The organism is Fundidesulfovibrio sp. (assembly GCF_058402725.1).
On sequence record NZ_JBZVFJ010000061.1, the window covers coordinates 1 to 22,122 of the forward strand.

Annotated in this window: 16 protein-coding genes and 1 pseudogene; 8 read left to right on the plus strand and 9 right to left on the minus strand. The window is 68.8% G+C overall.

Translation table 11 applies throughout. The annotated features are described in order from the left end of the window. The 6 genes from trsS to ACV4UX_RS09625 all read right to left on the minus strand — a co-directional run. Window positions 1–1,222: radical SAM (seleno)protein TrsS (trsS, locus tag ACV4UX_RS09600; RefSeq protein ID WP_491593083.1), on the minus strand; the 1,222-nt coding region annotated here is incomplete at its 3' end. A gap of 2 nt (window positions 1,223–1,224) precedes the next feature. Next, window positions 1,225–1,674: a DVU_1555 family C-GCAxxG-C-C protein gene (locus ACV4UX_RS09605; protein ID WP_491593084.1), complete on the minus strand. Its 450-nt coding sequence runs from the start codon at window positions 1,672–1,674 to the stop codon at window positions 1,225–1,227. Beyond that, on the minus strand, window positions 1,675–2,346 hold the full coding sequence (gene trsM, locus ACV4UX_RS09610) for a DVU_1556 family methyltransferase (RefSeq protein ID WP_491593085.1): 672 nt from the start codon (window positions 2,344–2,346) through the stop codon (window positions 1,675–1,677). A gap of 1 nt (window position 2,347) precedes the next feature. Continuing rightward, a complete protein-coding gene (locus ACV4UX_RS09615; protein ID WP_491593086.1) occupies window positions 2,348–4,849 on the minus strand; it encodes a pyridine nucleotide-disulfide oxidoreductase/dicluster-binding protein in 2,502 nt (833 codons plus the stop codon). 93 nt (window positions 4,850–4,942) lie between these two features. Continuing rightward, window positions 4,943–7,666, minus strand: a complete 2,724-nt coding sequence (locus tag ACV4UX_RS09620; RefSeq protein WP_491593087.1) for a molybdopterin-dependent aldehyde oxidoreductase — start codon at window positions 7,664–7,666, stop codon at window positions 4,943–4,945. A gap of 64 nt (window positions 7,667–7,730) precedes the next feature. Further along, the gene (locus tag ACV4UX_RS09625) at window positions 7,731–8,753 is read right to left on the minus strand and encodes a molybdopterin-binding protein (protein WP_491593088.1); all 1,023 of its coding nucleotides are present in this window, start codon (window positions 8,751–8,753) and stop codon (window positions 7,731–7,733) included. 722 nt (window positions 8,754–9,475) lie between these two features. On the opposite strand from ACV4UX_RS09625, the gene ACV4UX_RS09630 reads away from it, so the two are divergent. Next, complete coding sequence (locus ACV4UX_RS09630) at window positions 9,476–10,063, plus strand: TrmH family RNA methyltransferase (protein WP_491593089.1); 588 nt, start codon at window positions 9,476–9,478, stop codon at window positions 10,061–10,063. A 246-nt stretch (window positions 10,064–10,309) separates the two neighbouring features. Here ACV4UX_RS09630 and ACV4UX_RS09635 read toward each other — a convergent pair whose 3' ends face one another. After that, window positions 10,310–11,956 carry a glycosyltransferase family 2 protein gene (locus tag ACV4UX_RS09635; protein WP_491593090.1) on the minus strand — a complete coding sequence of 549 codons (1,647 nt, stop codon included), beginning with the start codon at window positions 11,954–11,956 and terminating at the stop codon, window positions 10,310–10,312. Between ACV4UX_RS09635 and ACV4UX_RS09640 the strand changes: the two genes are divergently transcribed. Beyond that, window positions 11,955–12,620 carry an L-threonylcarbamoyladenylate synthase gene (locus tag ACV4UX_RS09640; RefSeq protein ID WP_491593091.1) on the plus strand — a complete coding sequence of 222 codons (666 nt, stop codon included), beginning with the start codon at window positions 11,955–11,957 and terminating at the stop codon, window positions 12,618–12,620. The two genes, ACV4UX_RS09635 and ACV4UX_RS09640, sit on opposite strands and share 2 nt — an antisense overlap. A gap of 205 nt (window positions 12,621–12,825) precedes the next feature. Here ACV4UX_RS09640 and ACV4UX_RS09645 read toward each other — a convergent pair whose 3' ends face one another. Continuing rightward, window positions 12,826–13,680, minus strand: a complete 855-nt coding sequence (locus ACV4UX_RS09645) for a glycosyltransferase family 9 protein (RefSeq protein ID WP_491593092.1) — start codon at window positions 13,678–13,680, stop codon at window positions 12,826–12,828. 195 nt (window positions 13,681–13,875) lie between these two features. Between ACV4UX_RS09645 and ACV4UX_RS09650 the strand changes: the two genes are divergently transcribed. The 6 genes and pseudogenes from ACV4UX_RS09650 to ACV4UX_RS09675 all read left to right on the plus strand — a co-directional run bounded on the left by ACV4UX_RS09650 (window position 13,876) and on the right by ACV4UX_RS09675 (window position 21,592). Further along, a complete protein-coding gene (locus tag ACV4UX_RS09650) occupies window positions 13,876–14,364 on the plus strand; it encodes an NUDIX domain-containing protein (protein ID WP_491593093.1) in 489 nt (162 codons plus the stop codon). A gap of 69 nt (window positions 14,365–14,433) precedes the next feature. Then, window positions 14,434–15,891, plus strand: coding sequence for a glycogen synthase GlgA (gene glgA / locus ACV4UX_RS09655; protein WP_491593094.1), 1,458 nt, complete (start codon window positions 14,434–14,436; stop codon window positions 15,889–15,891). A gap of 18 nt (window positions 15,892–15,909) precedes the next feature. Next, the gene (gene glgB / locus ACV4UX_RS09660; protein ID WP_491593098.1) at window positions 15,910–17,808 is read left to right on the plus strand and encodes a 1,4-alpha-glucan branching protein GlgB; all 1,899 of its coding nucleotides are present in this window, start codon (window positions 15,910–15,912) and stop codon (window positions 17,806–17,808) included. Between the two features lie 47 nt (window positions 17,809–17,855). Beyond that, window positions 17,856–18,866, plus strand: a complete 1,011-nt coding sequence (gene pdxA / locus ACV4UX_RS09665) for a 4-hydroxythreonine-4-phosphate dehydrogenase PdxA (RefSeq protein ID WP_491593095.1) — start codon at window positions 17,856–17,858, stop codon at window positions 18,864–18,866. A 36-nt stretch (window positions 18,867–18,902) separates the two neighbouring features. Continuing rightward, a pseudogene (locus ACV4UX_RS09670) lies at window positions 18,903–19,145 on the plus strand (HPP family protein); the annotation flags it as partial. Window positions 19,146–19,222: 77 nt separating this feature from the next. Next, the gene (locus tag ACV4UX_RS09675; RefSeq protein WP_491593096.1) at window positions 19,223–21,592 is read left to right on the plus strand and encodes a sensor histidine kinase; all 2,370 of its coding nucleotides are present in this window, start codon (window positions 19,223–19,225) and stop codon (window positions 21,590–21,592) included. A 150-nt stretch (window positions 21,593–21,742) separates the two neighbouring features. On the opposite strand, the gene ACV4UX_RS09680 is transcribed toward ACV4UX_RS09675, so the two are convergent. Then, a complete protein-coding gene (locus tag ACV4UX_RS09680; RefSeq protein WP_491593097.1) occupies window positions 21,743–22,060 on the minus strand; it encodes a hypothetical protein in 318 nt (105 codons plus the stop codon). Window positions 22,061–22,122: the final 62 nt, after the last annotated feature.

Below are 22,122 nucleotides of genomic sequence, written 5' to 3' on the forward strand. Positions count from 1 at the left end.
CCATGCAGGAGATGCTGAAGCGGTTGGGAGTCCCGGCTTGCGCCAGGAAGCGGTCGAAGTCGTCGGCGGCAAGTCCGGGGGCTGGAGCGGGCGGCGGCGCGGCCCACTGGCGCGCGGTGAAGGCCCGGGAGGCCGTTGCGCCCTCCAGGGCCGTCGGGACGTGCGGCGACGGCTCCGGGCAGCAGCCTCCCGCCGCGTCCCCCAGGGGTTTGAGCCCGTGGCCATCGCGCAGGAACGCGCCCGAGAAGGAGCACATGGCATGCTCGCATCCTGGCGGGTGGAAGTGCTCCGCGCGCACGAGCCCCTCGGATTGCGCCACGAGGAGTTGGAGCGTCTCCGGCAGGGTGGGGCCGTGCAGGCCGCGTTCCCCGGGCTTGCCGGGGCGGCGTCCGAAGGCGGCCATGGGCTGGAAGTGCACCCCGCGAACCCCGGGCGCCAGGGACAGGGCCAGGTTGAGGATCGCCCCCAACTCCCCTTCGTTGACCCCGCGCGCCACAGTGGGCACGAGCACCACCCCAAGCCCGGCCCGGGCGCAGGCCTCCACCGCCGCGAGCTTCTCCGAGAGGAGCGCGCGGCCCCGCAGGGCGGCGCAGGCTGCGTCGGAACCGTCGAACTGGAGGAACACCGAGGCCAGACCTGCCAAGGCCAGGCGCGCGGCGTAATCCGGCTCGCGGGCCAGGCGCAGGCCGTTGGTGTTGAGTTGCACGAAGGCGAAACCCGCCACCCGCGCTGCGGCGACGATCTCGGGGAGATCGTCGCGCACGGTGGGTTCGCCGCCGGAGAGCTGGAGATTGCACGCCCCGGCCTGGAGGCGCAGCGCGCCCAGGCGGCGGCGCAGGGCTTCCGGGGAAGGGTCGGGCGGCGCGCCGTGGCCCGAGTCGGCGAAGCAGACCGGGCAGCACAGGTCGCAACGCCCGGTCACCTCCACCAGGGCTGTGCAGGTGTGCTGGGAGTGGGCGGCGCAGAGTCCGCAATCGTAAGGGCAGCCGCGTCCGGATTCGCCCCCGGGGTTGGGGGGCGAGGGCGTCTTGGGACGCCGCCAGGAGAACAGGGCGGGCTCTCCGACCCACACGGGCACGCGGAAGAGGCCGTGGTCCGGGCAGGTGCGCTCCAGGAACACGGCGTCGCCCCGCGCCGTCCTGCGGGCGGGCAGGCGCTTCAGGCAGACGGGGCAGAGGCTCCAGGTGTCGGCCGGGTCGGGCGGAGCGGACTGTTGAAGCACGCTCACTCCCTGGGCTGCGCCGGATCCACGCCCTGCTCCGTGAGGATTTCCAGGATGCGTCCCCAGGCGTCGCCGATGATCTCGGCGCAGCGGCTCATGTCGGGCTTGGCGTCGGCGCACTCGCCCAGGATCTCCGCACAGGACGTTCCGCCGAAGGGGGCGGTGCGCTCCTCGAACCATTCCACGAACTCCGAGACGGCCAGATCGGCCTTGTCCGAGGCGGTTTCGTGGTCCGCGCCCCGGCCAAGATACAGGGAGAGGACGCAGGCCCCGCCCGTGAGCACGCCGCACGTGCGGCCGCACTGGCCCATGCCGTGGCACAGGCCCCCCAGGGCGCGCACCAGGCCGGGATTCTCGGCGTCCTGGGCGCAGAGGGCCAGGAGCCCCAGAATCTGGCTGCAACAGTAGCCCCTGGCGGCCAGGGGCAGGATGTCCATGAGGTAGCGGCTCATCTAGTCCTCCCGTTGGGCGATGCACAGGCAGTAGCCGGGCCTGCCCCGGCAGGGGCCGACCAGGCCCAGGTCTTCGGCGGAGAGTCCCGCGAAGAGGAGCCTTCCGGCCAGTTCGGCCAGCAGACGGCTGTGGTCCACGAAGACCAGCACGGTGAACCCGGCCTGGCGCAGGCGTTCCTCCAGGGTCTGGCGCGCCACGGCCCCCGAGGCGCAGCCTTGGGGCGTACTGGCCCCGTCGGCCCGTGGGGCGCGCAGGTAGAGGTCGGAGAGCGCCAGGAACCCCCCGGCGTCCAGGATTCGCCTGATCTCCCCAAGGGCGCGGGCCGGGTCTTCGGCCAGGGAGAGCACGCATTCGCAGAAAGCGGCGGCGAAGCGGCCTGTCTTGAGCGGCAGGGCCTCGGCGCGTCCCAGGACCAGCCGCGCCTCGGGGGCCGATCGCCGGGCCTGGCAGAGGAGCGAGGCCGAGGGGTCGATGCCCACGGAGCGAAACCCCTTGCCCTCCAGCAGCGCCAGGGACGCGCCGCGCCCGCAGCCGATGTCCGCCACCAGGGCGTCTTCGGGCAGGCGGCAGTGCTCCAGGGCCAGGGCGGTCAGGGTCGTTCCGCCGGGGCGCAGGGCAGGCCCGGCGGCGAGCAGGAAGTCCTCGCGCTCGAAGAGCCTGGGTGCGCCCACGCTATTTGTCCTCCAGGAGGGCTTCCACCTGGGCCATCTTGCCCGTGGCCAGGCTCTCGGGCACCAGCGCCGCCCCGCAGGAAGGGCAGGCCAGGAGCGTGATGCGGAATCCGCTGCCCAGGTAGGACACGTCCACGGGACGCGGCGCGAGGGGCTCCCCGCAGGAGCAGGCCCAGTCGCCCGCTTCCGGCAGGTAGACCAGTTCGGCCGAGCCCTTGCCCGCCTCTCCGGCCGCCGCCGGGGGGACCTCCATGCGGTGGCTCCAGGCGCGGCGGACCTCGAACCCCTCTCCGTGCGGGGAGTACAGCGCCCAGAAGGTGACGCGGCGCGGGCGCAGGCAGGCCAGTGAAAGACCCGTGGAGCGGTCGGTGAAGAACGCGCCCGATGCCCGGGCGTGGGCGAGCACGGCGCGCAGGTCTTCGCGCAGGATGCGCCGGTCCTCCAGGAGCGCGGCGGCCTCGGGGCCGAGGAGCAGGGCCGGGCCTTGCGGCGCGTCCTCACCGGGGATATCGCCCCACACGTCGCGCAGCAGGGCGTCTTTCAGGCGCGCGCGCGACTCCTGGCGATCCGAGAGGCCCGGCCCGGCGGCTTCGGGGGCATGGAGGGGGCCGGGGAACACGAAGTCCAGGGCGTGCCAGGTCCGCTTGCCCTGGCGGGCCAGCCTGTCGCGGCACATGGCGCAGGAGGCTGCGTAGTCCAGGGGGCTCTGGGCAGCCTGGCGGGCCGTGACCTCCCGGGCCAGTTCGGGGTCGGCCTCGGCCATGAGCCCGCCGTAGCCGCAGCACTCGGTGCGCTCGCCGCCCCGGGGCAGCTCCTCGAAGGGCACGCCCAGCCGGGCGAGAACGGCGCGCACGGCCCCGCGCACGCCCGGAGCGTGGCGCAGGGCGCAGGGATCGTGCACGGCCACGGGGCCGTCCGGGCGCGCGCCCGAGAGTGCGGGCAGCGGGGCGGCTTCCAGCACCTCCCAGAGCGAGACCGCCCCCAGGCCGGGCGCGTGCTCTCCAAGGAGCGAAAGGCACGAGGCGCAGGCCGTGATGACGCGCGGGCGGCCCAGGGCATCCCACTGTTCTTCGAGGGCGCGCAGGGAGTCCCGGAACAGCTCCTCCCGGCCGGACCACAGGGCGGGCGCGCCGCAGCAGCCCAGCAGGAGCCCCACGCCGCCCTCCATGCGGTCGCGCAGGAAGGCGTAGGCGCTCTCCACGTGGCCAGGGCGGGAAGCGGCCAGCTGGCAGCCAGGGAAGAAGAGGTGGGCGCTTTGGGAGCGCCCCGGCTCGTGGCGGGACAGGGCGAAGGCCGGGCCGTTGTTGAAGGCCATGTCCTCCAGGGCGAACTCGTGGACCGAGGGAGGCATCTTGCCGCGCTCCACCATGTCGCGCCTGGCCGTGAGGCACAACTCGGCCATGGAGAAACCCTCGGGGCACACCGAGGCGCACAGCCCGCAGAGGCTGCACGAGTTGACCATGCGGTTGGCCTGGTGCACGCCCTGCACGATGGCCGCGTTGTTGTAGATCTGGCGGGCGTACTTCTTGGGGTAGCCCTTGTGGCGCTCCAGGTAGGCGCAGCGCTTCACGCACTCCATGCACTGGCAGAGCAGGCAGCGCGCGGCTTCGGCGGATGCCCGGGACGCGTCCGGGTAACCGTTGGCGTCGTCCGGTTCTCTGCGGGGCTGGGTCTCCACGCCTTCCAGGGAGGTGAAGAGACGCGTAGCGCAGGCCCCCTCCCGGTCGCGCTCGGCGGTGAGGGACGCCCCGGCCATGAAACGGTCCATGGAGGCGGCGGCGCGGCGGCCGTCGGCGGCCTCGGCCATGGGGGAGACAACGTCTCCCGTCCCTGGCCATCCGCCGTGGAAGACGCCCGGGGTCCCGGCCGCGAGAGTCACGGCGTCGACCTCATCGCGGCGCTCCGGGCAGCCGGGCTGGCCGTGCTCCACGAAAGCGGCGTCGAAATCGGGCGCGAGGCCGACTTGCCAGGCCTCACCCGGGCGCAGGTCCACCCCAAGGGCGCGCAGACGCTCGACTTCGCGCACCAGGGCCTCGGGTGGCAGGATGTGGGGAGGCAGCCTGCGCAGGCGGCCGCCGGGGGCCGGTTCAGGGCAGAAGAGCGTTACGGAATGGCCCTTGCGCGCCAGGTCCCAGGCGCAGACCAGGGCGGCGAGGCCTTCCCCGGCCACGACGGCGCGCTTGCCCTTGCCGGGCAGGGCCAGGGGCTTCGGGGAGGGCCTGGCCAGCCGGATGCAGGCGCGTTCCAGTTCGCCCACGGCCAGCGCGCCGCCCGCGTCTCGACGGATGCAGACGCTCTCGCAGGGGTGGTCGCAGATGCGGGCCAGGATGCCGGGCAGGGGCATGGTCCTGTCCAGTACCTTGCGCGCGCCGTCGGGGTCGCCCGCGCGCATGCGCTCCATGAAGGCGCGCACGTCCACATGGAGGGGGCAGGCGGCCTGGCAGGCGGGCTGTTCCTCCTGGATGCAGCGGCGTTCCCATTCTCTGAGGTCGTTTTGTTCCATGGGCCTTCCAAGGGGGAGGGAGCGGGCCCCCACAGCGCCCGCTCCCTCGCTGGTGTGAGCGGTCGCGCCGGTCCGTCGGCCGGCGCGCTCACGTTACTGTTTGGCCTTGAGGCCCGCCAGCACCTTTTCCGGCAGGGCCGGGAGCTTGGTGATGCGCACGCCGCAGGCGTTGTGGATGGCGTTGATCACGGCCGCGTGGGGGCAGGTGAGCGGCAGCTCGCCCACGCCGGACGCGCCGTGGGGACCATGCTCGCGCGGGGTCTCCACGTAGATCAGTTCCATATCGTCGGGGATCTGGTTGGCGTAGGGGAAGCCTGCGCCCACCATGGTGGAGTGCTTCTTGATGTCCTCGAAGTCCTCCGTGAGGGCCAGGCCGATGCCCTGGGCCAGGCCGCCGTACATCTGGCCGTCCACCACGAGCTTGTTGCAGATGGCGCCGATGTCGGAGACGAGGGTCATCTTTTCCACCTTCACGTTGCCGGTCTCCAGCTCCACGGCCACTTCGGCCAGGAAGAGGCCGTACATGTAGCAGCTGAAGGGGTTGCCCTGGCCGTTCTCGTCGCAGTGGGTGGCGGGGGCGGTCCACTTGCCGGTGACCTTGGTGGGGATCTTCTCGGCCGCCATCTCGTCGTAGGTGCGGAAGCCGCCGCCGGGCTTGCGCATGGCCTCGATGAGCATTTCGCAGCCCGCCACGATGGCCTTGCCCACCATCACCTGGGAGCGGCTTCCTCCGGCCGGGCCGGAGTTGGGGGCTTTGCTGGTGTCGTTCATCACCAGGCGGATCTGGTCGGGCCTGATGCCCAGGGGCAGCAGGGCCTCGTGGGCGGTGCCGAGGGTGCCCATGTCCGCGCCCTGGCCGTGGTCTTCCCAGCAGTTGAAGACGGTGACGGTTCCGTCGGGGTTCAGCTCCACGTGGGCCTCGGAGGAGTCGGGGCCGTCGAGGCCCGCGCCGTAGACGCCCAGTGCGATGCCCACGCCGCGCTTGACCTTGGCGTCGGAGTTCTTCCTGGCCTTCTCCAGAGCGGCCTTGTACCTGGGCCGCAGGATGTCGATCATCTCGGGCAGGCTGTAGACCTCGGGGTCCTGCCCCGTGGGGGTCTTGTCGCCCTTGCGGTAGCAGTTGAGGTAGCGCAGCTCCAGGGGGTCCATGCCGAGTTTTTCGGCCAGCTCGTCCATGAGCACTTCGGAGGAGAACTCGCTCTGGGGCGAACCGTAGGCGCGGAAGGCCGAGCCCCAGGCGTGGTTGGTGCACACGGTGCGGCCTTCGCCCCGGATGTTGGGGATGTTGTAGCCCGAGCCGATGAACTGCGCGCCGCGCAGGGTGAGCAGGTCGCCGAACTCGGAGTAGGGGCCGTGGTCCACGCTCCAGTCGGATTCCATGGCCAGGAGCTTGCCCGACTTGTCGGCGGCGTAGCGCACGTTGACGAAGAAGGGCGAGCGCTTGCCGGTGTAGGTCTGCTGCTGGTGGTAGTCGTAGCAGAGGAACACGGGGCGTCCGGTGGCCAGGGCTGCCGCGCCCACCAGGGCTTCCATGGTGGGGCTGAACTTGTAGCCGAAGGTGCCGCCGGTGGGGTTTTGCACCATGACCATCTTGTCGGGCTCAACGCCCAGGCCCGGGGCGATCATGTACAGGTGCAGGTGCAGGCCGATGGACTTGGAGTGGATCACCAGCTTTCCTTCGTCGTCGAGGTAGGCGAAGCCTACGTCGGGCTCGATGGGCATGTGGGGCTGGCGGCCCACGTAGAAGTCGTCTTCCACCACCACGTCGGCCTTGTCGAAGATGGGCTTGGTCTCTTCGCCCTTGGCGATCTTCTGGATGAAGTAGATGTTGGGGGTGCCGGGGTGGATCTCGATGGCGTCGTCGGCCATGGCCGCCGGGGCGCTCATGTAGGCCGGCAGTTCTTCAAGTTCCACCTTCACTTTTTCGGCCGACGCCTTGGCGTTCTTCTCGGTGTCCGCGCAGACGATGGCGATGGCATCGCCGTACTGGAACACCTTCTCGTCGCAGAGGATGGGGCGGTCCCAGCCGTCGCCCTTGTTGGTGGGGAAGGTGATCAGGCCCGTGATGCGGTTCTTGCCCTTCACGTCCTTGTGGGTAACCACGCTGTGCACGCCGGGCATCTTCAGGGCCTCGGAGGTGTCGATGGACTTGATCTTGGCGTGGGACACCTTGGCCTGCACCAGGGCCAGCTGCAGCGTGTCCTCGGGCATCTTCACGCCCAGGTCCGCGCCGTAGTCGCAGGTGCCGGTCACCTTGGCCTCGGCGGTGGGGCGGGGGAAGTTGGTGCCCCAGATGCGGCCGTCGGCGGGCAGCTTGAAGGCCAGGTCGGAGGCCTTGAGCTTGCCGTTGAGCACCTTGGCGGCGTCCATCACGGCGTCCACCAGGGGCTTGTAGCCGGTGCAGCGGCAGGCGTTGCGGTTCTTCTGGAACCAGTCGCGCACTTCGGTGCGGGTGGGGTTGGGGGTGGCGTCCAACAGGGCCTTGGCGGAGACGATGAAGCCGGGGGAGCAGAAGCCGCACTGCGCGCCGCCGTGCACCATCCAGGCCAACTGGAGCGGGTGCAGGTTGCCGGGCTGGCCGATGCCCTCGATGGTCCAGATTCCCGCGCCGTCGGCCACGCGCTTGAACTTGGTCACGCAGGAGCGCGTGAGCTTGCCGTTCACGATCACGTTGCACGCGCCGCACTGGCCTTCGCCGCAGCCCACCTTGGTGCCGGTGAGCTTGAGCTGCTTGCGCAGCACGTTGGCCAGGGTCTCTTCCTGGTCCGCGACCACGGTCTGGGGTTTGCCGTTGATGACGAGACTCCGCTTGATCATTCCCTGCCTCCTTCGTCGGATCGGTTGCCGTCTTGATGGAAAAGTCCCGGTTTTCGCGCCGGGATCATGCGCCCTTGCCGAACGGACACGCCGGATGGCGGCACTCGGGGCAGCCCAGGCAGAGCCCGCCGTGCCCCATGGCCGCGATGTCCAGCGCGCCCACGGACTGGCCCGCCAGAAGCCTGGGGACCACCAGGTCGAAAATGCTGGCCTTGTGGTACATCACGCACCCGGGCAGCCCGAGCACCGGCACGTCGCCGATGGTGGCCAGCATGAACATGGCCCCGGGCAGGACGGGCGCGCCGTAGGCGATCACGCGTCCGCCCGCCTCGCGGATGCTGGCCGGGGTCTGGTCGTCGGGGTCCACGGACATGCCGCCCGTGACCACGATCATGTCCGCCCCCTCGGCCAGTAGTCCGCGGATGGCCCCCACGCACATGCCGATTTCGTCGTTGACCACCACCTGCCGGAACACCCGGCTGCCCAGCGACTCGAACTTGCGGCGCACCACCGGGCCGAAGCCGTCCTTGACGCGTCCGCTGAACACCTCGTTGCCCGTGGTGACCATGCCCACCCGCGCCGCGCGCAAGGGCAGCACCTCCACGATGGGGCCGTCCTCCAGCACCAGCTCCGCGCGGCAGAGCTTTTCGTCCTCGATCACCAGAGGCACCACGCGCGTGCCCGCCACGGGCTGGCCCATTTCCACACGCTGGTTGGAGTGCAGCGTGGCGAACACCATGTCCCGGATGGCGTTGAGGCGCGTCAGGCGCTCCACGTCGATCCTGAGAAGCCCCGGAGCGCTGGCGCGTAGCGTCACCTTGCCCTCGCGGGGCTCCGAGAGATCGATGCCCCGGCCTGCTGCCGCGGTGGCCAGGCGCATGGCCGCGTCGTCCTCGTGGACGAAGCCCTGCTGGAGGTCGAAGACGTAGATGTGCTCCTTGCCCACGGTGAGCAGCCCCGGGATGTCCTCCCGGGTGATCACGTGGCCCTTGCGGAAGGCCGTGCCCTTGCTCTCGCCCGGCACGATCCGGGTGATGTCGTGCCCGAGCACCGTGCCCACAGCCTCGTGGACCGGAATGGCCCTCATTCCCTTCATCATGCGCATCGCTGGGCCCCCTTTCCGCAGTCCCTGGGCTCTGTCGCGCCCCGGGCGCGGCGGCGCGGATTTATTGTGCCTGGCTTGATATGTATCTTTTTTGGCATAATTCGTGGCGCGGCTTTGATCTTGTAGATTGCATGTTTCGAAAATAAGTCTCTTACAGTGTCGGGATGTTGTTCAAGAGATGGGTTCTACGGAGATTGTCATGCGTTGCAACGAAGGAGTGAAAGCAATTGAATCGTTCTCTGCACGACTCATGAAGACCTCTTGTGACCCCTATGATACATTCTGACATGTGTGACAAGAGTCATCAATCTCAACCCGTTGGGTCGTGATCGTGGCATTATGCTGCGCGTAGCATAGCCACTCGCATCAAGTTCCTTAAGCAAGGAGCGGTCCAAATCATTTTAATCAGTTATTACAAGTTGATGTGAGGCGGCAATGGTGGTGCCAGTCGCAGGATCGGTTCTCTCTGGAAGGGAAGGGGGGGGCTTCAAGAACGGGCGCGTTCGCCACGCATCATTGAAATGACGTGATTTCAAGGTGTTGTGTGGTGGTGAAATTATGAACCAATTCCTGGCGCGGTTGGGTCAAAATGATCCATGGGGGCGCGTGGGACCATTCCTTCCGGGGGGTTTACTTCTCCCGAAATGTGGCCCAAAGCCTTCCTCGCCGCACGCATGCGGCCATCCCCCCCACAGGACTTCCCCATGAGAGAACGCACCGACAACCGCAAACAGCGCATCCTCGACGTGCTGGCCCGCCGCCAGAACGACCTGACCATCGTCCTCAACAACATCCACGACCCCCACAACGTCTCCGCCGTGCTGCGCAGTTGCGACGCCTTCGGGGTCGGCCAGGCCCACCTGCTCTACACCGACACCCCCTTTCCGCAACTGGGGCACAAAAGCTCCGCCTCGGCCAAGAAATGGGTGGAACTCGTCCGGCACCGCTCCGCCAAGGACCTCGTGGGCTCCCTGCGCGAACGCAACCTCCAGGTGCTCTCCACCGGTTTCGGCGGCAACGCCAAGCCCCTCCACGAATGGGACATGACGCTCCCCACCGCCGTCATCCTGGGCAACGAGCACGACGGCGTGGCCGGAGAACTCCAGGATCTCGTCACCGACCACGTCTACATCCCCATGCAGGGCATGGTGCAAAGCCTCAACGTCTCCGTGGCCGCCGCCGTCGTGCTTTACGAAGCCTTTCGCCAACGCATGGCCAAAGGCATGTACGACGCCCCCTCCCTCTCCCCGGAAGAAATCTCCGAGACTTTCGACCGCTGGATCGTCAAATAGACCGTCAGGCCGGGACAGGCTCCCAATCGATGCGCCGAGAGGTGCGCGCGCAGGAGCGGACAGACCCCGGACACACCGGCCTACCCGGTGAAGCCCGCGAAGCAATTGCGGGGTCTGGGGGGATCATCCCCCCAGTGGGTCCAGGGCGGAGCCCTGGCCGCCGGAGGCTTCTTCCTCCGACCGCACCTGCCACCCCGCCACAACCGCGCCTGTTACGTCCGGGGAGCCTCGCGGCGGCAGTTCGGCTCAGGCGCTTTGCCGCAGAGCGGCCTGTTTGGCGAGCAGGTCGTTCCAGGCCATCTGGAGGTTGGCGGTGACGAGGCCGTCGATCTCCTTGTCGTCGTACTTTGCTTCCAGCTTGATCTTGTTGCCGAGGATGTGGGCGACCTGGGCGTTGGAGGAGGCTTGCCTCATGCTGGAGCGCTGCACGTGGTCGATGTGGAGCGAGCCGGCGTAGAGGCAGGGTTTGCCTGAGAGGAAGGCGCGGATGTCGCGGTCGAGGTCGTCGAACTGCGTGGGGTTGAAGCGCACGTCGAAGAGCCCCACGGAGTCCAGGGTGGAGAGGTCGAGCAGGTGGCAGCACCCGGAGACGGAGAGGCAGGGCCGTTCGTAGCCGAAGAGTCCCGAGTCCAGCGTGCCGGTGCAGTTGTTGAAGACGCGCAGGCGTTCGCCGGGTTCCTTTCCCTGTTCGCCGGGGAGGCGGTGGAGCAGGTGGTAGTCGGCGGACTGGAGCCTGTGGGGGTGGGCGTGGTCGCGGATGGAGCAGCCCACGGTGGCGCATTCGGGATGCCTGGCGGCGGCGTGGAGCAGTCTGGAGAGCCAGTCGGCGGGGAGGAGCACGTCGTCGTCGAGGAAGGCGGCGTAGCGGCAGGCGCGCACCTCGGGCAGCGAGAGCAGCCAGTTGCGCGCGCCGGGCGCGCCGACGTTCACGGGCAGGGTGACCACGGTGAGCCGGTCGCGTCCGTAGCGGTCCTGGAGGTTGCGCAGGGTCTGGGGCGTGTCGTCGGTGGAGCCGTTGTCCAGGACGAAGACGGGGTTGTCCCCGATGCGGGAGGCGAAGGCGCTCTCCAGGGTCTGGGCGGTGAGGTCGGCCTTGTTCCAGGAGTAGACCAGGATGGCGGCGCGCGCGCCGGGCAGGGGGCCGTCGGGCGGGAGCAGGGCGGCGTCGTGGGCGGCGAGCAGCAGGTTGGCATGCCAGGGCATGGCGTCCAGGAGGGCGCGCAGGATGCGGGCTGCTCCGGGGCGGTCGCCCCCGCGCAGGCGACGGCGCGCCTCAAGATGGAGGAGCCAGGGCGCGTGGCGCGAGGGGCCTTCGGGGAGGGGCTCGTCCTGGCCGTGGTGGTGGAGCAGTTCCAGGGCGAGCCGCTGTTCCAGTTCCCGGGGCAGGGCGGCGGCGCGCAGGATGCGCAGGGCGCTCTCGCGGTCTTCCAGGGCCACGAGGTCGGTCCAGGCCTCGCTGATCCAGGCGGGGCCCTGGGGGGTGGCGGCGGCCTGTTCCAGGAAGCGGGCCTTGGCCGAATCGTCGCCGCTGGCGGCGAGCTCCTGCCATGCGGGGTTTGGGGCGAGGGGGCGCAGGCGTTTGCGCAGGTCCTGGAGGTGGCTGCGCATCCCCGGGGCCAGGAAATCCAGCTGGGAATCGAGGGTGAGGAGCATGGCCAGGACCGGGGCGTCCAGGGGCCTTTCCTGCCAGGCCCAGGAAAGCAGGCCGGCCGCGGCTCGCAGAAGCACTTGATCGCCGGGGGCGCCTCGCACTATGGCTTCGGCCAGTCCCCATTGCTGCCACGGGCTTTGGGTGGAGAACGCCCAGGTGGGCAGGGGTCCGGCAAGCCGGCCCAGGTCCTTGGGATCGAAGCCGGGGAAGAACCCCTGGATGTGGAGGGAGGTATCCGTCATGGCCCCTGAGGAAGTTGAACGTTCACGGATCACCCAGCTGGAGCGCGCGGCGGCGGCCCTGGCCGGTGGCGGCTGCATCGTCTATCCCACGGAGACCTTTTACGCCCTCGGGGCCTGCGTGGGAAGCGCAAAGGCCCTGGAACGCGTGAACGCCATCAAGTGCAGGCCCCGCTCAAAGCCTCTGCCGGTGATCATCGGGGCCATGTCCCAGTTGGAGGGGGTGCTCTCGCCCGAGGGTTCCTCCTGGGCGGGCTACGGGGCGGCCCGGGCTCTCATGGAGCGTTTCTGGCCGGGGCCGCTCTCGATCATCGTGCCCGCCCGGGCCGAACTGCCCCCGCAGATCAAAGACGCCCGGGGGTTCGTTTCGGTGCGCTTCACGCCCAACGCCGAGGCCCAGGCCCTGTGCCTGATGGCCGGATCGCCCCTGGCGGCCACCAGCGCCAACGTCTCGGGCGACCCGGCGGTGAACGAGGTGGGCGGCCTCTCCCCGGCGGTCTGCCTTGGGGCGGACTATGTGTTCCAGGGCACGCCCGAGCCGGCGGGCGGGATGCCCTCCACGGTGGTGTGCCCCGCTGGAGACGGCAAGCTGGTCCTATTCCGGGACGGGGCGGTGGACGCCGCGCTGCTGGAGGCCGAAGGCTACCGTTTGGAGCGCCACGGTTGAAAAGTTTATACCGGCAAAGGGCTCTGGGGCCTGTCCCGAAAGGTTCTGTTCAAGTTTTTTTACCACTGCCTGGGCGGCATGGGGGACGGGACTGATAATTAAACTTAATGATTTCAGTGTGATGATATTATTTTCCGACGTTTACGCGTGTTGGCCCGCTCCTTGCTAGATAGTATTCATCTTTCTCCTTTCGCTGAAGCGGCTTTCAAGGAATACCAGGGCCTTGAAAGCCGCTTCTCTTTTGGGGCACGGCCTGCCGCAGGCCGACGAGGACGTCCCGGACGGCGATGCCCTCCATGCAGGCGGGTGCGGCGCAGCGCAGGTCGGAGCAGTCCGGCGTGCAGGGGGCGCAGGGCAGGGTCGCACGGACCTCGACCATGCCCGGAGGCCCCCACTGGCCGAAGCGCGTAGGCCCGAAGAGAGAGACTCCCGGCACGCCCAGCATCCCGGCCAGGTGCATGGGGCCGGTGTCGCCGCCGACAACGGCCCCTGCCTCCAGGAGCAGCGCCTCCAGGGCTTCCAGACTCTCCGGTGCCGCGAAGGGGCGTCCGCCCAGGTCCATGCCCTCTTCCCGTTCGGCAGGCCCCAGCACGAAGAGGGGGATGAAACCCTCGCCGGGCAGCGCGTCGGCCAGTTGAAAAAATTGAACCAGGGGCCACTGCTTCAGGGGATGCCCCGCGCCGGGGAAGAGGAGCACCCTGCGGCCGGGATTTCGCACGGATGCGAAGAGACGCCGGAAATCCTCCAGCCACCCCCTTGGGGTGGGCAGGCCGGACTGGGCCAGATCGGCGGCGTAGGCGTCGCGCACGTTGCGGACGCCCTGCACGGCGCGCAGGAACCGGCAGGCGGGGGAGGGCGGCACATCGGGGATGCGCCGGATCACGGGCCAGAACACCAGGGCTCCCTCCAGGGCTTCAGGCCAGGAGTCGGCTCCGTGGAGCCGGTCCAGGAGCCTGCGCTCCTCCGGGGTGCAGGGCGCGTAGCCCAGGGGCGACAGCCAGTGCAGGCGCTCGCGCGACCCGGCCCAGGCCAGCCGTTTCCCGGCAAAAGCCCTGGCCACGGCCCATGCCGTGGGCCACGCCAAAAGGAAGTCGCCCAATGCTCCGTTATGAATGAGAATCACCTTGTCAGGCACTGTGGTTCCCGGTATAGCTAGCATCCTGAGTGTGTCTTTCGAGCACGCCGACCGGGCCAACACTCCCCGCACCCGGCCGGATCGCCTGATCAACGCGAGGGGAGACCGGCGTCAACATACGTGGACACAACCCCCCCCCGAACCTGCGAGACCTGCGGACAGCCCCTGAAGGCTTTCCGCAACCCTACGCCCACGGTCGACATTATCATCCATTGCCCCGGAGGCAAAGTGGTGCTCATCGAGCGCCTCAACGAGCCCCACGGCTGGGCGCTGCCCGGCGGCTTCGTGGACTACGGGGAAAGCGTGGAGCGCGCCGCCGTGCGCGAGGCCAGGGAGGAAACCGGGCTGGACGTTGAGCTCACGGGACTCCTGGGCGTCTATTCGGACCCGTCGCGCGACCCCCGCCAGCACACCCTGAGTGTGGTGTTCACGGCGCTGCCTGAGGACATGGCCCGGCTCGGGGCGGGCGACGACGCCAAGCGCGCCGCTGTTTTCCCGCTGAACGCGCTGCCCGCCCCCCTGTGTTTCGACCACGCGCTGATCCTGGAGGACTTCGCCAGGGGCGTGGGACGGCTCAACGCGGGGACGAAATCGGACGAAGGATCGTGAGTTCACCCGATCGTAACGCCTTTCGGAAAGCTGCGTGCTAGGAATCCGAAAGGACGGATGGGGAAAAGGATGCCATTTCATCACAAGGTCGTCTTCGTAGCCTCCGAAATCTACCCGTTTTCCAAGACGGGGGGCCTGGGCGACGTGCTGGGGGCGCTGCCCCTGACGCTTCGCCGCATGGGCCTGGACGTTTGCGTGATCACGCCGTTCTACGGCCGCCTGAGCACCGGCGAGTTCAAGCTGCGCCTGATCTCCTCGCGTTGCCCCGTGGGCTATCCATGGGCCCCCATCACGGCCGAAATCTACATGGCGGACTACCACGGCCTGCCGGTCTACTTCATCCAGCGCGGCGAATACTTCGACCGTCGATTCTACTACAACACCCACGAAGGCGATTATTTCGACAACTGCGAGCGCTTCATCTTCTTCTGCCGCGCCTGCCTGGAGTGGTCCCGGCGCATGGACATGGCCCCCCGGCTCATCCACGTGCACGACTGGCAGGCGGGCCTTCTCCCCGCCTACATGCACTTTCTGCGGCGCACCGACCCCTTCTGGCGCGACACCCGCACCATGCTCACCATCCACAACCTGGCCTTCCAGGGGCGCTTCGCCTCGCGCCTGTTCAAGGAATCCGGGCTGCCCCCCGAGGCCTGGCACATGGACGGCGTGGAGTTCTGGGGCGATTTCAACCTGCTCAAGGCGGGCATCGCCTATGCCGATCTGGTCTCGGCCGTGAGCCCCACCTACGCCAACGAGATCCTCACCCCCGCGTTCGGCTGCGGCCTGGAGGGCATCCTCTCCAAGCGCCGCCCCAACCTGCGCGGCATCTTGAACGGCGCCGACTACTCCGTGTGGGACCCCGGCAGCGACCGCTACCTGCCCTGCACCTACTCGGCGGACGACTTCGCCAACAAGCGCAACTGCAAGCAGCACCTCCTGGACGAGATGGACATGGACCCCTCGCTCCTGAAGCGCCCCCTGCTGGGATTCATCGGACGCCTGAGGCGGCAGAAGGGCGTGGACCTGCTCATCGACATCCTGCCCCGCCTGATGGAGAAAAACCTGGGCGTGGTGGTTCTTGGCGAGGGCAACCTGGAGTTCGAGGCCCAGCTCATGGAGATGATGGAGGCCTATCCCGCCAGACTCCACGTGCGCGTCGGCTACACGGAGGACCTGGCCCACCGCATCCAGGCCGCCTCGGACATCTTCCTCATGCCCTCGCGCTACGAGCCCTGCGGCCTCACGCAGATCTACGCCCTGCGCTTCGGCACGCCCCCCGTGGCCACCAACCTGGGCGGCCTCTCGGACACCATCGTGCCCTATCCCCATCCCGAGTGCACGGGCTTCACCTTCCCCGAGGCCACGGCCGAGTCGTTCCTGGAGAGCATCCTCCAGGCCGTGGAGGTCTACCAGCGCCCTGCGGAGTGGACGGGCATCATGCGCCGGGCCATGCAGGCGGACTTCTCCTGGGAGCGCGCCGGGGCGCGCTACCTGGAGGTCTACTCCGAACTGGGCGTTCACGTCTGATCCCACGGGGAGCGCACCCTGAGCGAACCCGTCCACATCGAACCCTTCGATCTGCACCTTTTCGGCCAGGGGCGACACTGGCACATCTACCGCGTCCTGGGAGCGCACCCCCACGTCCGGCTCGGGCGCGAGGGCTTCCGCTTCGCCGTCTGGGCGCCATCGGCGCAGGGCGTTGCGGTGGCGGGCGATTTCAACGGCTGGAGCGTCCAGGCCCATCCCCTGCATCCCGTAGGGGTGTCGGGCGTGTGGGCCGGGTTCGTGCCCGGCGTCGTCCGGGGCCAGCACTACAAGTACGCCGTGCGCGGGGCCGACGGACACGCCAGGCTCAAGACCGACCCCTACGCCACCCGCGCCGAGATGCGCCCCGGCACGGCCTCCGTGGCCTGGGGACTGCCCGCCTACGACTGGGGCGACGGCGCGTGGATGGCGCATCGCGCCGGGCAGGGCCTGCCCCTGGAGCGCCCCGTGAGCGTCTACGAAGTCCATCCGGGCTCCTGGCGCTGGAAAGGCTCCGCCTACGGCGACTTCCTCTCCTACCGCGAACTGGCCGACCAGCTGATCCCCTACGCGGCGGACCTGGGCTTCACGCACCTCCAGCTCATGCCCGTGGCCGAGCATCCTCTGGACGAGTCCTGGGGCTACCAGACAGGCCACTACTACGCCCCCACCGCCCGCTTCGGCCCGCCCGAGGATTTCAAGCGCTTCGTGGACCGCTGCCACCAGGCGGGGCTGGCCGTGCTGCTGGACTGGGTGCCCGGCCACTTCCCCAAGGACGACTGGTGCCTGGGACGCTTCGACGGCACGGCCCTCTACGAACACGAAGACCCGCGCCGGGGCGAGCACCCCGACTGGGGCACCTTCGTCTTCAACTACGCCCGGCACGAGGTGCGCAATTTTCTGTTCGCCAACGCCCTCTACTGGCTGGAGGAATACCACCTGGACGGCCTGCGCATCGACGCCGTGGCCTCCATGCTCTACCTGGACTACTCCCGGCAGGACGGCCAGTGGGCCCCCAACGTGCACGGCGGCAAGGAGAACCTGGAAGCCATCGACTTCCTGCGCGAGCTCAACGCCGTGGTGCACCAGCGCTACCCGGGGGCGGTGACGGCCGCCGAGGAGTCCACGGCCTGGCCCGGGGTCTCGCGCCCGGTCCACGACGGGGGCCTGGGCTTCACCTTCAAGTGGAACATGGGCTGGATGAACGACACCCTGGCCTATTTCGCGCGTGACCCCCTCCACCGCGCCCACCACCAGAACGATCTGACGTTCTCCATGCTCTACGCCTTCCACGAGAACTTCATCCTGCCGCTCTCCCACGACGAGGTGACCCACGGCAAGGGCGCGCTCCTCTCCAAGATGCCCGGGGACCGCTGGCAGCGTTTCGCCAACCTGCGCGCCTTCCTGGCTTACATGTGGGCGCATCCGGGCAAGAAGCTGCTCTTCATGGGCGGCGAGTTCGGCCAGTGGCGCGAGTGGACCTCCCGCGAGCCCCTGGACTGGGCGCTCACGGACTCTCCCGAGCACCGGGGGCTCATGGATCTGGTGCGGGAGTTGAACGCCCTGCTGGCCGCCCATCCGGCCCTGCACGAGCTGGACAACGAGTGGGGCGGCTTCGAGTGGGTGGACCTCTCCGACCACGCCTCCTCGGTGCTGAGCTTCCTGCGCAAGGCCCGCGACGGATCGCAGCTTCTGTGCGTGTTCAACTTCACCCCCGTGGTGCGCGAGCGCTACCTGCTGGGCTGCCGTCATCCCGGCTTCTGGGCCGAGGCGTTCACCTCCGACGCGCAACGCTTCGGCGGCTCCGGCGTGGGCAACGGCCCTGGCGTGCGGGCCGTCGAATCCCCGCACGGCCTGTGGCCCTGCCGCCTGGAACTCACCCTGCCGCCCCTGGGCGCGCTTTACCTTCAGCCCCTGTGACCCCCGACGGCCAAGCGACGCCGCAAACCCCTCAAGGCTTCAACGTCATGACCACCTCCGCTGCGTCCTCCTTCCCGCCCCGGCCCCGCGTCTTCCTTGTCACCCTGGGCGATCCCAACGGGCTGGGCCCTGAGCTGGTCTGCCGCTGGCTGGCCGCGTCCCCGCCCGTGGACGACGCTCTCGTGATTGTAGGACCTCAAGCGTCACTTGAACTTCATGCCTCGCGCCTGGGCCTGGACGCACCGTGGGCCAGGCTCCCGGAGGGCATGCCCGTGCGTCCCGGGCCTGGCGTGCACCTGCTGGAACCGGCAGGGCTCGGGGATTTCGCGCCGCGCCCCGGGACGCTCACCGCCGAGGGCGGCCGGGCGGCCGGGCTCTCCCTGGAGTTGGCGAGCGCGTTGCTCCTGGCCGGGCGGGCCGACGCCCTGGTGACCTGCCCCCTCAACAAGGCCGGGCTCCACCAGGCCGGATTCGACTTCCCCGGGCATACGGAATTCCTGGCCGAGCGCGCGGGCGTGGGGGCCGAGGGCATGTGCATGCACCTCTGCGGGCCGAGGCTGCGCGTGAGCCTGGTGACCACGCATCCCCCCCTGTCCCGGGTTCCCGGGCTGGTCACGCCGGAAAAGGTGGAGCGCTGCCTCAGGCTCACCTCCGATTTCGTGCGTCGGCTTGGGCTTTCGGGGCCGGTGGCCGTGTGCGGGCTCAACCCCCACGCCGGGGAGTCCGGGCGCATCGGCGACGAGGAGGGCAGGGTGATCGTTCCGGCCATGGAGCGCGCCCGGGCCGCCGGGGTGGAGTCGGCCGGGCCGTTCCCGGCGGACACGGTGTTCCGCCGCGCCTACGAGGGCGAGTTCCCGGCCGTGCTGGCCATGTACCACGACCAGGGTCTTGGCCCCTTGAAGCTCGTGCACTTCGGCGAGGCCGTCAACGTGACACTCGGGCTGCCCTACGTGCGCACCTCCGTGGACCACGGCACCGGCTACGACCTGGTGGGCCGCGACACGGCGGATCTTGGCAGCTTCCGCGAGGCCCTGGAGCTGGCCCGGCGTTTGGCCTGATCCGGCGGTTGCCGGGAAGCCCGGCGGGCGTTCGCGCCGGGCTGGCTCTGCTTCGCCCTGGCCGTGTCAGCGGCCATTGCGCTCATGCACGCCACTGGCACGCTGCATCCGCCGGGCGGGGCCACGGCGCTCATAGCGGTTTCTGGAGGGCAGAAGATCTTCGATCTTGGCTATCTTTTCGTGCTCTTCCCCGTACTCTCCGGGGTGCTGGTCATGCTGGCGGCAGCGCTCGTCGCCAACAACCTGGCCCCTGGGCGGCGCTATCCAGAATACTGGTGACGCATGACAATCATGATGCAGCTGTATGTATTGACTCTTTCTTCGCTTACTGGATAGAGTGTTTAAAAAAGAGCCGTATGCCCAAGCGTCCAAGTCTTCAGTCGCGCCTGTTCGCCGCCGCGCTCACCTGCATGATCCCCATCTGGCTGGGGTATGCCTGCATCGCGTATTACCTGTTCAACACCAAGTATGCCGAACTGACGAGCCGCACGCAGGATCTGGCCCAGGCCGTGCGCCAGGCTGCGGAATTCAAGCTGGTGGGCGTGGAAGCCTCGCTGGGGGCTCTCGCCACGTCACCGGCCCTTGAGAACAAGGATTTCAAGGCCTTCCATCGCCAGGCCTCTACCCTGGCCGAGGAGTTCGAGGGCGCCGACATCATCCTGGCGGAAGAGTCCGGCCAGCAGTTGGTCAACAGCTATCTCGCCTACGGGACGCCACTGCCCAAGCGCAAGAACGCGTCCATGCTCAAGGCCCTTTTCGAGACCGGTCGGCCTCACATCTCCGGCCCCTTCAAGGGCGCCGTGACGGGACGCCACCTCATCGGCATGGACATCCCGGTCTGGCTGGGGACCGGCGTGGCCTACGACCTGGGCATGACCTTCCCGGCTGACCGCTTCGTGCGGATCATGGAGGAGCTGAAGCTGCCCCCGGGGTGGATCGGCGCAATCATCAGCGCCGAAGGCAGGGTGATCGCCCGCACCAGCGACATGGACCGCTTCGTGGGCCAGCCCCTCTCGGTGGGCGTTGACCTGGAGTGGCTCTTCAAGCACGACGAAATCACCCTGGACATCAACGCGCTGGACGGGACGCCGCTGACCACGAGCTTCTGCCGGTCGGAGCGCATCGGCTGGATGGTGGCCGTGAGCATGCCCCGCAGCGAACTCTCGGGCGCGGTGCGCAGGTGGGCGCTTACCGCCCTGGTTTTTTCGGCGGTCGTGGGCCTGCTGGCCATGGGGCTGGCCTACTTCCTGAGCCGCCGCATCGCCTCGGAGTTCTCCTCGCTGGCCGGGCTGGCCGAGCGGATGCGCCTGGGCGAACGCGGGACCATCGAGAGGCTGAGCCTCGCCGAATCCTACCAGCTGGGCAGGGCGCTGGAAGCCTCCTTCCAGTGCGCGCAGGACGAGGCCGTCCTGCGCAAGGAGGCCCAGGACGATCTGCGCGAACACCTGCGGATGCTCGAAGACGTCGTGGCCTCGCGCACGGCGGATCTTTCAAAGGCCAACAGGGAACTCGAACAGGAAATCGCCCAGCGCGTCCAGGCCGAGCAGGAGCTGGCCAAGGCCAACCGCTCCATCAGCAACATCATCGACTCCATGCCCTCGCTGCTGGTCTGCGTGGACAAGGAGATGCGCCTCACCCGCATCAACGCCAACGCCGCCTCCTCGGCAGGCATCGCCGGGGAGGATGCCCTGGGACGCCCGCTCCAGGACCTCTTCCCGGATCTCGACGTCTCCCCGGAGATGATCTCCCGCGTGATCTACCAGCGCCAGCCCGAACTGCCCGTGCGTCAGGAGATGGACCGCGAGGGCGACAACCGCTTCCTGGACATCATGGTCTATCCCCTGGTGACCAACTGCGTGGACGGAGCTGTGGTGCGCGTGGACGACGTGACCGACAGGGTGCGGCTCGAAAGCATCAAGCGCCAGGCCGACAAGATGATGCTCATGGGCAGCCTCGCGGCGGGCGTGGCCCATGAAATCAACAATCCCCTGAGCATCGTCACCCAGTCGGTGCAACTGGCCGCCCTGCGCCTGCAGCCGGGCGTGGCGGCCAACGAGCGGGCCGCCGAAGCCGCGGGCCTGGACATGGGAGCCCTGGACGCCTACCTGACCCAGCGCGGCGTTCACGCCATGTTCCGGGACGTCCGGGAGGCCATCTCCCGGGCTGCCTCCATCGTGCGGACCATGCTGGCCTTCGCCCGGGGCGGCGAAACCAGGCTTGAAACGCATGCGCTGGGCGATCTGGCGCGCCAGGCCGTGGCGCACGTGCGCTCCGAGTTCGGCCTGGACCTGACGGGCACGGCCAGGCCCATCAGCATCCGCGTGGAATCCCACGCCGGGGAGCCCGACGCGCCCTGCGCCGGGCAACAGATCGACCAGGTGTTCACCAACATCCTGCGCAACGCCGTGTCGGTCCTGATGGATCAGCCCGACGACACCAGGGAGCCCGAAATCGTCGTGCGCACCTGGCACGACGCCGAGCACGTCTACGCCTCCTTCACCGACAACGGCCCGGGCATACCCGGCGGGACCGCCGAGAGGATCTTCGAGCCCTTTTTCAGCACCAAGAGACCCGGCGCGGGCACCGGCCTTGGCCTGTCCATCTCCTTCTTCATCGTGACGAACATCCACAAGGGGAAGCTCACAGCCTCTTCCGTGCCCGGAGAAGGGACCACCTTCACCGTGGCCATCCCGCGCCGACGCAACGCAGCGCCCATCCAGGATTGATGCATCGAGGGCCGGACGCTGCCCGGGATGCGCGAACAAAGGCGCACGTCCAGTGACGCGGCGCATGGTCCATGCTCATGCTGAGTCGGGACCCGACCGTTCTGTCCCAGCCCCTTGCCCGCGCCAGCGGGTCATGTCGGCCTGAACGGGCTATCCGGGCATTTCAGGCGACGCCGTGCCGGACAGGACGCCCAGCGCGGCCTCCAGACCCAGGCGTAGCCGCCAGTCGCGGGCCGTGTCCAGGCGGCGGCGGACTTCGGCCGCGAAATTCTTGGCCCCGGAATGCGCCACCGGCGCGGCGTTACGCGTGAGGCCCCGGCCCAGCCAGGCCAGCCCCCGCGAGCGCTCGTCGGCGTTCTCCAGGTAGTCCTGGCGTTCCCGGGGAGCAAAGCCTTCCGAAACGTCCCGGGAGAAGCGCGCGGCGGCCTCCCCGGCCCGATGGCCGAACACCTGGGTGGCCAGCACCATGGCCCCGCCGTGACGGGAGGAGCTTTCTAAGCGCCTCGCCGCCGATTGTCAACGGCTTTCTT

What these genes read in the sequence shown, in the direction of transcription:
- ACV4UX_RS09620 (WP_491593087.1), bottom strand. Translation starts at nt 7,666, where the DNA reads ATGATCAAGCGGAGTCTCGTCATCAACGGCAAACCCCAGACCGTGGTC.
- ACV4UX_RS09605 (WP_491593084.1), bottom strand. Translation starts at nt 1,674, where the DNA reads ATGAGCCGCTACCTCATGGACATCCTGCCCCTGGCCGCCAGGGGCTAC.
- pdxA (WP_491593095.1), top strand. Translation starts at nt 17,856, where the DNA reads ATGACCACCTCCGCTGCGTCCTCCTTCCCGCCCCGGCCCCGCGTCTTC.
- ACV4UX_RS09615 (WP_491593086.1), bottom strand. Translation starts at nt 4,849, where the DNA reads ATGGAACAAAACGACCTCAGAGAATGGGAACGCCGCTGCATCCAGGAG.
- ACV4UX_RS09675 (WP_491593096.1), top strand. Translation starts at nt 19,223, where the DNA reads ATGCCCAAGCGTCCAAGTCTTCAGTCGCGCCTGTTCGCCGCCGCGCTC.
- ACV4UX_RS09630 (WP_491593089.1), top strand. Translation starts at nt 9,476, where the DNA reads ATGAGAGAACGCACCGACAACCGCAAACAGCGCATCCTCGACGTGCTG.
- ACV4UX_RS09635 (WP_491593090.1), bottom strand. Translation starts at nt 11,956, where the DNA reads ATGACGGATACCTCCCTCCACATCCAGGGGTTCTTCCCCGGCTTCGAT.
- glgA (WP_491593094.1), top strand. Translation starts at nt 14,434, where the DNA reads ATGCCATTTCATCACAAGGTCGTCTTCGTAGCCTCCGAAATCTACCCG.
- ACV4UX_RS09640 (WP_491593091.1), top strand. Translation starts at nt 11,955, where the DNA reads ATGGCCCCTGAGGAAGTTGAACGTTCACGGATCACCCAGCTGGAGCGC.
- ACV4UX_RS09680 (WP_491593097.1), bottom strand. Translation starts at nt 22,060, where the DNA reads ATGGTGCTGGCCACCCAGGTGTTCGGCCATCGGGCCGGGGAGGCCGCC.
- ACV4UX_RS09625 (WP_491593088.1), bottom strand. Translation starts at nt 8,753, where the DNA reads ATGAGGGCCATTCCGGTCCACGAGGCTGTGGGCACGGTGCTCGGGCAC.